General features: G+C 67.7%; 12 protein-coding genes. 3 read left to right on the top strand and 9 right to left on the bottom strand.

The window, feature by feature from the left end; genetic code table 11:
* Window positions 1-59 precede the first annotated feature (59 nt).
* Genes PVT71_RS15055 through glpD form a run of 6 tightly spaced genes read right to left on the bottom strand, consistent with a single transcriptional unit; the run spans window position 60 to window position 5,886 of the window.
* Window positions 60-332: a DUF2160 domain-containing protein gene (locus tag PVT71_RS15055; protein ID WP_353474884.1), complete on the bottom strand. Its 273-nt coding sequence runs from the start codon at window positions 330-332 to the stop codon at window positions 60-62.
* 13 nt (window positions 333-345) lie between these two features.
* Entirely contained in the window at window positions 346-1,203 is an 858-nt protein-coding gene (locus PVT71_RS15050) for a carbohydrate ABC transporter permease (protein ID WP_353474883.1), read from the bottom strand.
* A 1-nt stretch (window position 1,204) separates the two neighbouring features.
* Window positions 1,205-2,074 (bottom strand): sugar ABC transporter permease, encoded by an 870-nt coding sequence (locus PVT71_RS15045; RefSeq protein ID WP_353474882.1) that lies wholly within the window; start codon window positions 2,072-2,074, stop codon window positions 1,205-1,207.
* Window positions 2,074-3,156 carry an ABC transporter ATP-binding protein gene (locus PVT71_RS15040; protein WP_353474881.1) on the bottom strand — a complete coding sequence of 361 codons (1,083 nt, stop codon included), beginning with the start codon at window positions 3,154-3,156 and terminating at the stop codon, window positions 2,074-2,076. The genes PVT71_RS15045 and PVT71_RS15040 overlap by 1 nt, the downstream gene beginning before the upstream one ends.
* Window positions 3,157-3,168: 12 nt before the next feature.
* Complete coding sequence (locus PVT71_RS15035; RefSeq protein ID WP_353474880.1) at window positions 3,169-4,257, bottom strand: ABC transporter ATP-binding protein; 1,089 nt, start codon at window positions 4,255-4,257, stop codon at window positions 3,169-3,171.
* Window positions 4,258-4,293: 36 nt separating this feature from the next.
* Complete coding sequence (glpD, locus tag PVT71_RS15030) at window positions 4,294-5,886, bottom strand: glycerol-3-phosphate dehydrogenase (RefSeq protein ID WP_353474879.1); 1,593 nt, start codon at window positions 5,884-5,886, stop codon at window positions 4,294-4,296.
* Between the two features lie 235 nt (window positions 5,887-6,121).
* Here glpD and PVT71_RS15025 point away from each other — a divergent pair, with 235 nt between their 5' ends.
* Complete coding sequence (locus PVT71_RS15025) at window positions 6,122-6,889, top strand: DeoR/GlpR family DNA-binding transcription regulator (protein WP_353474878.1); 768 nt, start codon at window positions 6,122-6,124, stop codon at window positions 6,887-6,889.
* 37 nt (window positions 6,890-6,926) lie between these two features.
* Window positions 6,927-7,634 (top strand): DNA/RNA nuclease SfsA, encoded by a 708-nt coding sequence (gene sfsA, locus PVT71_RS15020; protein WP_353474877.1) that lies wholly within the window; start codon window positions 6,927-6,929, stop codon window positions 7,632-7,634.
* Window positions 7,635-7,721: 87 nt separating this feature from the next.
* Here sfsA and PVT71_RS15015 read toward each other — a convergent pair whose 3' ends face one another.
* Window positions 7,722-8,621: a mechanosensitive ion channel family protein gene (locus PVT71_RS15015; protein WP_353474876.1), complete on the bottom strand. Its 900-nt coding sequence runs from the start codon at window positions 8,619-8,621 to the stop codon at window positions 7,722-7,724.
* Window positions 8,622-8,899: 278 nt separating this feature from the next.
* Between PVT71_RS15015 and map the strand changes: the two genes are divergently transcribed.
* On the top strand, window positions 8,900-9,727 hold the full coding sequence (gene map, locus PVT71_RS15010; RefSeq protein WP_353474875.1) for a type I methionyl aminopeptidase: 828 nt from the start codon (window positions 8,900-8,902) through the stop codon (window positions 9,725-9,727).
* Window positions 9,728-9,760: 33 nt separating this feature from the next.
* On the opposite strand, the gene PVT71_RS15005 is transcribed toward map, so the two are convergent.
* Complete coding sequence (locus tag PVT71_RS15005; RefSeq protein WP_353474874.1) at window positions 9,761-11,239, bottom strand: aldehyde dehydrogenase; 1,479 nt, start codon at window positions 11,237-11,239, stop codon at window positions 9,761-9,763.
* Window positions 11,240-11,248: 9 nt separating this feature from the next.
* A complete protein-coding gene (locus PVT71_RS15000) occupies window positions 11,249-12,283 on the bottom strand; it encodes an LLM class flavin-dependent oxidoreductase (protein ID WP_353474873.1) in 1,035 nt (344 codons plus the stop codon).
* Window positions 12,284-12,286 lie beyond the last annotated feature (3 nt).

Below are 12,286 nucleotides of genomic sequence, written 5' to 3'. Positions count from 1 at the left end.
CCGTTTTGACAGGTGCGGTGGTCCGGGCTCCTCCTGCCCGGCCGGGGCTCTGCCGGGTCTCAGACCCAGCGGAACACCGCCACCGCGTAGATCAGGCAGACGACGAGCGCCGCCGGCTGCGCCTGGCCGACAAGGCCGAGCCAGGCGAGATTGATGAAGGCCGAGCCCAGGAGCGTGATGAAGAGCCGGTCTCCGCGGGTGGTCTCGATGCCGAGGATCCCGTGGCGCGGGGTCTCGGGGAAGCGGATCGCCAGCACGGTGAAGATCACCAGCAGAAGGGCGATGGTTCCGAAGAAGGCGGCCGTGGGCCAGGTCCATGCCATCCAGTCCATGGTCTTTCTCCTCTCAGACCCGGCCGAGGGCAAAGCCCTTGGCGATGTAGTTGCGCACGAACCAGATCACCAAGGCGCCCGGGATGATCGTCAGCACCCCCGCCGCCGCCAGCACGCCCCAGTCGAGCCCCGAGGCCGAGACGGTGCGGGTCATCGTGGCGGCGATGGGTTTCGCGTCCACCGTGGTCAGCGTGCGCGACAGCAGCAGCTCGACCCAGGAGAACATGAAGCAGAAGAAGGCGGCGACGCCGATGCCCGACGAGATCAGCGGCATGAAGATCTTCACAAAGAAGCCCGCGAAGCTGTAGCCGTCGATATAGGCGGTCTCGTCGATCTCCTTCGGCACGCCGCGCATGAAGCCTTCGAGGATCCAGACCGCCAGCGGCACGTTGAAGAGGCAATGCGCCAGCGCCACGGCGATATGCGTGTCGAAGAGTCCGATCGAGCTGTAGAGCTGGAAGAACGGCAGCGCGAAGACCGCCGGGGGTGCCATGCGGTTGGTCAGCAGCCAGAAGAACAGGTGCTTGTCGCCCATGAAGTGGTAGCGCGAGAAGGCATAGGCCGCCGGCAGAGCCACGGTGAGCGAGATCACCGTGTTCATCACCACGTAGATCAGCGAGTTGACATAGCCCATGTACCAGCTCGGGTCGGTCAGGATCACCCGGTAGTTGTGCAGCGTCAGGTTGCGCGGCCAGAGCGTGAAGTCGCCGAGGATCTCGGTGTTGGTCTTCAGGCTCATGTTCAGCAGCCAGTAGATCGGCACCAGCAGGAACAGCAGGTAGAGCGTCATCACGATAAGCCGTCCGCTCACGCGCGGCAGGCTGCGCGACCGGCTCGCGGCGGGGACGGGGGCGAGGGTGGCGTCGGTCATCTCACATCCCCTTTTTGTCGAGGTTGGTCATCACGGTGTAGAACACCCACGAGATCAGCAGGATCACCAGGAAGTACATGATCGAGAAGGCGGCGGCGGGGCCGAGGTCGAACTGCCCGAGCGCCATCTTCACGAGGTCGATCGACAGCAGCGTGGTGGCATTGCCCGGCCCGCCGCCGGTGACCACGAAAGGCTCGGTGTAGATCATGAAGCTGTCCATGAAGCGCAGCAGGATGGCGATCATCAGCACCCCCGCCATCTTCGGCAGCTCGATGTAGCGGAACACCTTCCAGCGGCTGGCCTGGTCGATCTTGGCGGCCTGGTAGTAGGCGTCGGGGATCGACTTGAGCCCGGCATAGGCCAGCAGCGCCACCAGCGAGGTCCAGTGCCAGACGTCCATGACCACGATGGTGACCCAGGCCGCCAGCGGGCTCTGCGTGTAGTTATAGTCGATGCCGAGGTTCTCGAGCACGCGGCCGAGGAGGCCGATGTCGACCCGGCCGAAGACCTGCCAGATGGTGCCCACGACGTTCCACGGGATCAGCAGCGGCAGCGACATGAGCACGAGGCAGAACGAGGCCCAGAAGCCCCGCTTGGGCATGTTGAGCGCGACGAAGATCCCCAGCGGCACCTCGATGGCGAGGATGATGCCGGAGAAGAGCAGCTGCCGGCCGAGCGCGTTCCACATGCGGTCGGAGTGCAGCATCTCGTCGAACCATTCGAGCCCGGCCCAGAAGAACTGGTTGTTCCCGAACGTGTCCTGCACCGAGTAGTTGACCACGGTCATCAGCGGGATGACGGCCGAGAAGGCGACCAGCACCAGCACCGGAAGCACGAGGAACCATGCCTTGTGGTTGACGGTCTTGTTCATCACGCGGCCTCCCCCTCGGGCGCGACGCGCCAGTCGTCGCGGTAGACGTTCACATGCGCCGGATCGAAGCGGACGCGGGTCATGTCGGCGCCGATGCGGTCGTCCTCGCCGGCGACGATGTTGATGTCATGGCCGAAGAACTCGGCGCGGATGATCTTGTGCCGGCCGGCATCCTCGACGCGGCGGACCTTGACCGGCAGGCCCTCGTTCGTGCTCAGCTGCGCGAACTCGGGGCGCACGCCGATCTCGACCTTGCCGTCCATGGCGCGGTAGCCCGCGCCGAGCTCGAAGGACGAGCCGTTGATGTAGGCCTTCGTGCCCTCGACCTTGGCCGGGATCACGTTCATCCCCGGCGAGCCGATGAAGTAGCCGACGAAGGTGTGCTCGGGCCGCTCGAAGAGCTCCTCGGGCGTGCCGATCTGCACCACGCGCCCGTCGTACATCACCACCACCTTGTCGGCGAAGGTCAGCGCCTCGGTCTGGTCGTGGGTCACGTAGATCATCGTGTGGCCGAAATCGTGGTGCAGCTTCTTGAGCTGGGTGCGCAGCTCCCACTTCATGTGCGGGTCGATCACCGTCAGCGGCTCGTCGAAGAGCAGCGCGTTCACGTCCTTGCGCACCATGCCGCGGCCGAGGCTGATCTTCTGCTTGGCATCGGCGGTGAGCCCGCTGGCCTTGCGCCTCAGCATGTCCTCCATGCCGATCATCCGCGCGATCTCCTGCACGCGGGCGGCGACATAGGCCTCGTCGCGACCGCGGTTGCGCAGAGGGAAGGCAAGATTGTCGTGCACCGTCATCGTGTCGTAGACGACAGGGAACTGGAAGACCTGCGCGATGTTGCGCTCGGCGGTGGGGGCGTGGGTGACGTCCTTGCCGCCGAAGAGTACGCGCCCCTGCGAGGGGATCAGCAGCCCCGAAATGATGTTGAGCAGCGTGGACTTGCCGCAGCCCGAGGAGCCGAGCAGCGCATAGGCGCCGCCGTCCTCCCAGTCATGGGTCATGCGCTTGAGCGCGAAATCCTCCTCGCCGCGCGGGTGCGCCATGTAGGAGTGGGCGAGATTGTCGAGCGTTATCTTGGCCATGTCGCCTCCTCCTCAGGCGGCTTGCGCATAGGCGGCGGGGGCGACCAGCGCGCCGTTCTCGCCGAAGACATAGACGTGCCGGGGCGAGAGCCAGACATCGAGCGGCTGGCCTATCGGCAGGTCATGCACGCCGCTGATGAGCCCCACCCAGCGCTCGCCGTGGTGGCCGAGGTGCACGAAGGTCTCGGAGCCGGTCAGCTCGGTCACCTGCAGCTCGGTGCGGAAGCGCAGCGCGTCGGGCTCGTGCTGCCGGATCTCGAGGTGGTTGGGCCGGAAGCCCGCCATGTAGCGCCCGTCGGGCAGGTTCTTGAGCTTGCCGGAGGCGGGCGCGCTCTGGCCCTCGCCGAACATCAGCCGCTCGCCGGTCTTGGAGATCTGCAGGAAGTTCATCGGCGGGTCGCTGAAGACGCGCGCGGTGGTCGCGTCGAGCGGCTGGCGGTAGACCTCGGGCGTCGGGCCGAACTGCGTGACGCGGCCCTCCCAGAGCGTCGCGGTGTTGCCGCCCAGCAGCAGCGCCTCCTCGGGCTCGGTCGTGGCGTAGACGAAGATCGAGCCAGAAGCCTCGAATATCTTTGGAATTTCAACCCTCAGCTCTTCGCGCAGCTTGTAGTCGAGGTTGGCCAACGGCTCGTCGAGCAGCACCAGCCCCGCGTTCTTCACCAGCGCCCGCGCCAGCGCGCAGCGCTGCTGCTGGCCGCCCGACAGCTCCAGCGGCTTGCGGGCAAGGAAGGGGGTCAGCTTCATCAGCTCGGCGCTCTCGCGCACGCGGCGGTCGATCTCGGCCTTGTCCGCGCCCATCAGCTTCATCGGCGAGGCGATGTTGTCGTAGACGGTCATCGAGGGGTAGTTGATGAACTGCTGGTAGACCATCGCCACCTTGCGGTCCTGCACCCGCATCCCGGTGACGTCCTTGCCCTCCCAGTAGATCTTCCCGGCCGAGGGCGCATCGAGCCCCGCCATCAGCCGCATCAGCGAGGTCTTGCCCGACAGGGTCGGGCCCAGCAGCACGTTCATCGTGCCGTTCGCGAGCGTGAGATCGGTCGGGGCGATGTGCATCTGCCCCTCGACCATCTTCGAAACGCCCTTCAATTCCAGCGTCATAAGGTCCTCCTCCCCGCGCCGTACCTGACCGCCGTGCTATTCGGCGGCGTCGGCCCTTTCCCGGCGGGATGCCATCCAGCCGTCCAGCGCCGAAATCTCCTCCTCGCCCAGGCGCAGCCCGAGCTTGGTGCGTCGCCACACCACGTCCTCGGCCGTGCGGGCGAACTCGCGCCGCATCAGCCAGGTCACTTCCGCCTCGGTGAGCGTGGCGCCGAAGTCCCTCCCCAGGTCCTCCACGCGCCTTGCCTCGCCGAGCAGCATCTCGGCCTCGGTGCCGTAGGCGCGCGCAAGCCGGCGCGCCCAAACCTCTCCAAGGAAGGGATATTTCCCCTCCAGACTGTGCACGAGGGCGTCGAAGCCGTCGACCGGGAAATCGCCGCCGGGCATCGGCACGCCGGCCGTCCAGGGGCCGGACTTCAGCGCCAGGTGCGCGCCGATCTTCTCGAGCGCGCTTTCCGCGAGCCGCCGGTAGGTGGTGATCTTGCCGCCGAAGACGTTGAGCAGGGGCGCGCCCGCCGCGTCGACCTTCAGCGTGTAGTCGCGCGTCGCGGCCGTGGCGCTCGAGGCGCCGTCGTCGTAGAGCGGGCGCACGCCGGAATAGGTCCAGACCACGTCCGCATCCGCGATCGGCATGGCGAAATACTGGTTGGCGAAGCGGATCAGGTAGGCCTGTTCCTCGGGCGTGCAGACCGGGCGGCGATCGGGATCGTCATGCTCGGCGTCGGTGGTGCCGATCAGGGTGAAATCGCGCTCGTAGGGGATGGCGAAGATGATCCGCCCGTCGCGGCCCTGGAAGAAGTAGCACTTGTCATGATCGTAGAGCCGGCGCGTCACGATATGGCTGCCGCGCACCAGCCGCACGCCCGCCCGCGAGGGCAGGTCGATGGTGTCGTGGATGATCTCGCCGACCCAGGGCCCGCCGGCGTTGACCAGCATCCGCGCGTGATGGGTCGCGGGGGCGCCGGTCTCGGCATCCTCGGTGTCGATCCGCCAGAGCGCGCCCTCGCGCCGGGCATGGATGACCTTGGTGCGGGTCAGGATGCGCGCGCCGCGCGTCTCGGCGTCGCGGGCGTTGAGCACCACGAGCCGGGAATCCTCGACCCAGCAGTCGGAATATTCGTAGGCGCGGGTGAAGCGCGGCTGCAGCGGCGCGCCTTCCGGCGTGCCCTTCAGCGACAGGGTCGCGGTGCCGGGCAGGATCTTCCGCCCGCCGAGATTGTCGTACATGAAGAGCCCGAGCCGGATCAGCCAGGCCGGGCGGCGGCCCTTCATCCAGGGCATGGCAAGGCCCAGCATCTTCGAGATCGGCGTCTCGCTCTCGAAGCGCATGTCGGGGTGGTAGGGCAGCACGAAGCGCATCGGCCAGCTGATGTGCGGCATGGCGCGCAGCAGCACCTCGCGTTCGACCAGCGCCTCGTGCACCAGCCGCACCTCGAGATATTCGAGGTAGCGCAGCCCGCCGTGGAAGAGCTTGGTCGAGGCCGAGGAGGTCGCCGAGGCGAGATCGCCCATCTCGGCCAGGGTGACCGAAAGACCGCGCCCCGCCGCGTCGCGCGCGATGCCGCAGCCGTTGATTCCGCCACCGATGACGAAGAGGTCGACTGGGCTCTGAGGGGTGGTTTCGGACACGCGGGTTCTCCAGACTTGGGATGAAGCTACCCCTGCGCCGCGCATCCACGCAAGAGATTTGTTTTCGTTTTTGTTCGAAGTGGAGCGCGGTGGAAATTCCTCTTTGAATTCCTGTGGTTTTACTGCAATCGCTCGCCGCATCTTCGCAGGTGCAGCAACGATTTCGCTGGATCGTCCGCGTGTTTGCGGCTTTTCTGCCGCTACCCGCGCGCAAAACGAAAGAAACCGAACACGCATGTCCCAGTCCTTTCGCCACCCGGAGATTCTCGAGATCGCCCGCCGCGACGGCAAGGTGACCGTCGAGGGGCTCGCGCAGCATTTCGGCGTCACGCTGCAGACCATCCGGCGTGATCTCAGCGAGCTTGCCGACAGCGGCCGTCTCGAGCGGGTGCATGGCGGGGCGGTGCTGCCCTCGGGGACGATGAACATAGGCTACGAGGAGCGGCGGCACCTCAACATGGAGGCAAAGGGCGCCATTGCCCGCGCCTGCGCGGCGCGCATCCCGCACGGCATCTCGCTCTTTCTCAACATCGGCACCAGCACCGAGGCGGTGGCGCGCGAGCTTCTGCACCACAAGGGGCTGATGGTGGTGACCAACAACATGAACGTCGCCAACATCCTCGTCGCCAACCCCGATTGCGAGGTGCTGGTGAGCGGCGGCAGCCTGCGCCGCACCGACGGCGGGCTCATCGGCGCGCTGGCGACCGAGAGCATCCGGCAGTTCAAGTTCGACCTCGCGGTGATCGGCTGCTCGGCGCTCGATGCCGAGGGCGACATTCTCGATTTCGACATCCAGGAGGTGGGGGTCAGCCGCGCCATCCTGCGCCAGTCGCGCCGCACCTTCCTTGTCGCCGACCACACCAAGTTCCGCCGCAGCGCGCCGGCGCGCATCGCCTCGCTGGCCGAGATCGACAAGTTCCTCACGGATGCGCCGCTCGAGCCCGGGCTGGCCGCGGCCTGCGCCGACTGGGGCTGCGAGGTGATCGTCGCCGGGCGGGGCTGAGCTTGCGCCCATCGTGGCGGCCGCTATAGCTCGGCGCATGCGTTTCGACACCCCGCTCATCCCCGCCCGCCTGCTGCGCCGCTACAAGCGTTTCCTCGCGGATTGCCAGCTTGCAGACGGCAGCGAGATCACCGCCCATGTCGCCAACCCCGGCAGCATGCTGGGCATGGCGGAGCCCGGGTCGAAGATCTGGCTCGAGCCGAACGATGATCCGAAGCGAAAGCTGAACTACGCCTGGCGGCTGCTCGAGCACGAGAGCGGCGCCTTTACCGGGGTCGACACCGGCGTGCCGAACCGCGTGCTGCGCGCGGCGCTCGAGGCGGGGCAGGTGGCGGGGCTCGAGGGTTACGCGGCGGTCCGTCCCGAGGTGCGCTACGGCGAGAAGAGCCGCATCGACTTCCTGCTGAGTGGCGAGGGCCGGCGCGACTGCTACGTCGAGGTGAAATCGGTGACGCTCTCGCGCCGGCCCGGCCTCGCCGAGTTCCCCGACAGCGTCACCGCGCGCGGTACCAAGCATCTGGGCGAACTCGCGGCGATGGTGGCGCAGGGCCACCGTGCGGTGATGCTCTATCTCGTGCAGCGCACCGACGCGGTCGAGGTGACGCTCGCCGCCGACATCGACCCGTCCTATGCGACGGCCTTCGCATCGGCCGCTGCGGCGGGGGTCGAGGTGCTGGCGCTCGGCTGCGACATCACCCCCGAAGAGATCAGCCTCGGCGCGCCGCTGCCGTTCCGGGCCTCCTGACGCCTTCCGCCGGGCGGAGAGATCCCGGCCACTGCGCGCCATCGGACGGGGGCCGGGCCCCCATCCTCCGGAGCATCCCGCGCCGGCTCAGGCCAGCCGCGATGCCGCCGGCCGCGCCTCGGTGGCGGGCTCCTCGTCGCGCGCGAGGTGCAGCGTGCGCGTCGGGAAGGGGATGTCGACGCCGTTCGCGTCCAGCGCCTCCTTCACCTTGCGCTTCATGTCGGCCTGGAACTGGAAGAAATCGGCGCTCGCCACCCAGACCCGGACGAGGAAGTCGACCGAGCTCTCGTTCAGCCCGTTCACCTGGATGAAGGGCGCGGGCTCGTTCAGCGCGCGCGGGTCGGCCATGATCGTGTCGCGGATCACCCGCTCGGCGGTGGCGAGGTTCGCGCCGTAGCCGACGCCGAAGCTCCACTCCGCCCGGCGCGTCCGGTAGACCGAGTAGTTCTCGATCACGTTGCCCCAGACCTCGGAGTTCGGGATGATGACCTGCGTGTTGCTGAGGCTGGCAAGCTCGGTGGTGTTGAGCGTGATGTCCTTCACCGTGCCCGACTGGCCCGCGACCGAGACGAAATCGCCCAGCTTGATCGGGCGGAAGACGATGATCATCACCCCCGCCGCGACGTTCGACAGCGTGCCCTGCAGCGCGAGGCCGACGGCGAGACCGGCGGCGCCGAGCGCCGCGATGACCGAGGTCGTCTGCACGCCGAAGGTGTTGAGCACCACGAGGATGGTGAAGATCATCACCGTGTAGCGGGCGATGTTGCCGAGGAAGTTGAAGAGCGTGTCGTCGAGCCGGGCGCTGCGCGCCGACATGGCGGTGATGCGCCCCTTGACCCAGCGCCCGATGAAGAGCCCGACCAGCAGCAGCAGGATCGCCGCCACCACGTTGCCGAGCATGCTTGCAAGGAAATCCAGCGTGAACACGTCCGAAAGCGACGTGCCGTTGTAGATCTCGGTGTTCATGACCTCGTTGATACTGTCCATTGTCCCTCGATGTTCCTTTCTTGCGGCCCGTGTCGTGAACTGTGCCTCATCCGCGCGCCGCTGCGACCGGCGCGACTTCGTTTCATGGTGGCCCGATCCCCTTCGGGCAGTGTTGTTCGGCGGTTGCTTCCGGCGGTTTTCCCGCCGGTGCCGGGGCAGGCAGGTCCCGCAGGCGGACCCGCACCGCGGGTCTTAACGCAGGGACATGCCATTGCGTTCCCCTGCCATCCTCTGGCAATGGGACGCAACACGCATTAAGTATTGAAGGGAAGAGACCCATGGAGCGCCCCGTCTTGCGAAACGACACGAGCGGCCGTCTCACCCGCGACGGCATCCGCATCCACGAATCCGCCGACTTTGCCGGCATGCAGAAGGCCGGCGAACTGGCCGCGCGCATCCTCGACCAGATCGCGCCGCTGGTCGAGCCGGGCCGGACCACGGCGGAGATCGACGATTTCATCCGCGGCGCGGTCGAGGACGCGGGCGCGGTCTCGGCGACCATTGGTTACAAGGGCTACCAGCACGCCAGCTGCATCTCGATCAACCACGTGGTCTGCCACGGCATCCCCGGCGACAAGAAGCTGAAGGACGGCGACATCCTCAACGTCGACGTCACGGTGATCGTCGACGGCTGGTACGGCGACACCTCGCGGATGTACGTGGCCGGCAAGCTCTCGCGCAAGGCCGAGCGGCTGATCGAGGTGACCCACGATTCGCTCATGCTGGGCATCGAGGCGGTGAAGCCGGGCAACACCTTCGGCGACATCGGCCACGCCATCCAGACCTATGTCGAGGCGCAGCGCATGTCGGTGGTGCGCGACTTCTGCGGCCACGGGCTGGGCCGGGTGTTCCACGCCGCGCCCAACGTGCTGCACTACGGCCGCCCGGGCACCGGGCCGGTGCTGGAAGAGGGCATGTTCTTCACCATCGAGCCGATGGTGAACCTCGGCCGCCCCGAGACCAAGGTGCTCGCCGACGACTGGACCGCGGTGACCCGCGACAAGTCGCTCTCGGCGCAGTTCGAGCATTCCGTCGGCGTGACCGCGGACGGGGCCGAGATCTTCACCCTCTCGCCGGGCGGAAAGTTCCACCCGACCTGGGGCTGACGTGTCTGGAGCCGGGCACGCCCGGCTCCGCTCTCACCGCATCACGAAGGGATTGGACATCGGCTCTGCCGAGGTGCTGATCCATGTCGTCCGTGTGCGGGTGTAGTCCTTGATCGCCTCCATCCCCGCCTCGCGCCCGTACCCTGAGTCGCCGAAGCCGCCGAAGGGCGCGATGGGCGAGATCGCGCGGTAGGTGTTCACCCAGCAGATCCCTGCGCGCAGCCGCCCCGAGACCCGGTGGGCGCGGGCGAGGTTCTGGGTGAAGACCCCCGAGCCCAGCCCGTAGAGGCTGTCATTGGCGAGCGCGATCGCCTCCTCCTCGGTGTCGAAGGCCAGCAGCGACATGACCGGGCCGAACATCTCGGTGTGCAGCGTGGCGATCTCGGGCGAGGCGCACTCGACCAGCGTCGGCGCCATGTAGTTGCCCGGCCGGTCCAGCGGCGCCCCGCCGAAGCGCAGCGTCGCGCCCTGCGCCTGCGCCTGCGCCAGCGTTCGCCCGATCAGTTCGACCTGCGCGCGGGTGCAGAGCGGCCCCATGTGGCTTGCCGGATCGAGCGGGTCGCCCACCACGATGCCTGCCGCCTTCTCGGTGATCTTCGCGACCAGCGCATCAAGGATGCCGCGCTGCACGAGCCCGCGCGATCCGGCGACGCAGCTCTGCCCCGAGGCGCCGAAGTTGCCCGCGATCAGCGCATTGGCCGCGCCATCGAGGTCGGCGTCGTCGAAGACGAGGATCGGGGACTTGCCGCCGAGCTCCAGCGTGGTCACCGCGAAGTTCTCGGCCGAGTTGCGGATCACGTAGCGCGCCGTCTCGGGCCCGCCGGTGAAGGCGATGCGGTCCACCTCGGGATGGCTGGTGAGCGGAATGGCACAGCCCTTCGCGTCGCCGGTGATCACCGAGACGACGCCGGGCGGGAAGCCGGCCTCGTGGATCAGCCGGGCGAACTCCAGCATCGGCACCGGGGCCACTTCGGAGGCCTTCAGCACCACCGTGCAGCCCGCCGCCAGCGCCGGGCCGAGCTTGGTGGCAGTGAGGAACATCTGCGCGTTCCACGGCACCACGGCGGCGACCACGCCGATCGGCAGGGGCTTGGTGAAAACGTGCATGTCCGGCTTGTCGATCGGCAGCACCGCGCCCTCGATCTTGTCGGCGAGCCCGGCGTAGTAGCGGTAATAGTCGGCGACATAGGCGGTCTGGCTGGCGGTCTCGGCCAGCAGCTTGCCGCTGTCGGTGGTCTCGAGCCGCCCCAGCTCCGGCGCGTGCTGCTCGACGAGATCGGCGAGCCGGTAGAGCAGCTTGCCGCGCTTGGTCTGGCTGAGGTCGCGCCAGTCCGGGTCGTCGAGCGCGCGGCGCGCGGCGGTCACGGCGCGGTCCACGTCGGCGGGCGCGGCGCAGGCGAAGCTGGCCCAAGGCGTGCCGGTGGCGGGGTTCTCCGTCCGCAGCGTCTGGCCCGTCGCCCCGTCGCAGAAGGCGCCGTCGATGTAGAGCTGGTAATGCGGCAGGTCGGTCATCGGGGCTCCTCAGGCAAAGGCGGGCAGGACGTCGTCGAGGAAGCGCGCCAGCGAGTCGCGCTTGCGCTGGTGGCTCATGCCGGTGTCGATCCAGAACGAGAACTCGTCGTAGCCGAGGTCCTCGTAGCGGCGGATCCGGTCGATCACCTCCTGCTTGGTTCCGATGGTCAGATCGCGCGCGAGCTTCTCGGGGGCCATGAGGTTGTTGCCGGCGATCTCTTCCTCGGTCAGTTCCTCGATCAGCCCGTTGCGCACCGGGCGCTTGTTCTGGAACCACGCACCGAAATAGCAGTAATAGCGCGAGATTTCCCGGGCGGCCTGCGCCACGTCCTCGTCGTCCTTCCCGACATAGGTGTGGTGCAGCAGCATGATCTTCGGCGACTTGCCGGGGCTCTCGGCGCGGGCGGCGTCGAAGCGGGACTTGAGCGCGATGATCTCCTCCATGCCCTGCCAGAGCGGGGTCACCTGGATGTTGAAGCCGCTGGCCACGCCGAACTGGTGGCTGGCCTCCTCGCGCGCGGCGATCCAGATCGGCGGGCCGCCCTCTTGTACCGCCTTCGGCACGGCGGTGGTGGCGGGGAAGCTGTAGAACTGCCCTTCGTGCGTGCAGTCCCCGGCCCAAAGCTGCGGCAGCAGCGGCGCGGTCTCGCGCATCCGCGCGCCCGCCTGCGCCGCGTCGAGCCCGGGCATCATGCGCTCGTACTCGTAGCTGTAGGCGCCCCGCGCGATGCCGAGCTCGAGCCGCCCGCCGGTGATGAGATCGGTGGCCGCGGCCTCTCCGGCCAGCCGGATCGGGTGCCAGAAGGGGGCAATTACCGTGCCGGTGCCGAGCCGCACGTTCTTCGTATGATGCGCCAGATCGACGATCGACAGGAAGGGGTTGGGGGCGATGGTGAATTCCATGCCGTGATGCTCGCCGGTCCAGATCGCGCGCATGCCGCCTTCGTCGGCCATCTTGCAGAGCGCGATGAATTCCTCGTGCAGCACCGCGTGGGGCTGCTCGGGCGTGAGGCGTTCCATGTGGGCAAAGAGGGAGAACTCCATCGC

The organism is Salipiger sp. H15, from assembly GCF_040409955.1.
In the GTDB taxonomy this organism is placed as follows: Bacteria; Pseudomonadota; Alphaproteobacteria; order Rhodobacterales; family Rhodobacteraceae; genus Salipiger.
This window is presented reverse-complemented; position numbering and strand designations above follow the sequence as displayed.

What these genes read in the sequence shown, in the direction of transcription:
- PVT71_RS15055 (WP_353474884.1), bottom strand. Translation starts at nt 332, where the DNA reads ATGGACTGGATGGCATGGACCTGGCCCACGGCCGCCTTCTTCGGAACC.
- PVT71_RS15050 (WP_353474883.1), bottom strand. Translation starts at nt 1,203, where the DNA reads ATGACCGACGCCACCCTCGCCCCCGTCCCCGCCGCGAGCCGGTCGCGC.
- PVT71_RS15045 (WP_353474882.1), bottom strand. Translation starts at nt 2,074, where the DNA reads ATGAACAAGACCGTCAACCACAAGGCATGGTTCCTCGTGCTTCCGGTG.
- PVT71_RS15040 (WP_353474881.1), bottom strand. Translation starts at nt 3,156, where the DNA reads ATGGCCAAGATAACGCTCGACAATCTCGCCCACTCCTACATGGCGCAC.
- PVT71_RS15035 (WP_353474880.1), bottom strand. Translation starts at nt 4,257, where the DNA reads ATGACGCTGGAATTGAAGGGCGTTTCGAAGATGGTCGAGGGGCAGATG.
- PVT71_RS15025 (WP_353474878.1), top strand. Translation starts at nt 6,122, where the DNA reads ATGTCCCAGTCCTTTCGCCACCCGGAGATTCTCGAGATCGCCCGCCGC.
- sfsA (WP_353474877.1), top strand. Translation starts at nt 6,927, where the DNA reads ATGCGTTTCGACACCCCGCTCATCCCCGCCCGCCTGCTGCGCCGCTAC.
- PVT71_RS15015 (WP_353474876.1), bottom strand. Translation starts at nt 8,621, where the DNA reads ATGGACAGTATCAACGAGGTCATGAACACCGAGATCTACAACGGCACG.
- map (WP_353474875.1), top strand. Translation starts at nt 8,900, where the DNA reads ATGGAGCGCCCCGTCTTGCGAAACGACACGAGCGGCCGTCTCACCCGC.
- PVT71_RS15005 (WP_353474874.1), bottom strand. Translation starts at nt 11,239, where the DNA reads ATGACCGACCTGCCGCATTACCAGCTCTACATCGACGGCGCCTTCTGC.
- PVT71_RS15000 (WP_353474873.1), bottom strand. Translation starts at nt 12,283, where the DNA reads ATGGAGTTCTCCCTCTTTGCCCACATGGAACGCCTCACGCCCGAGCAG.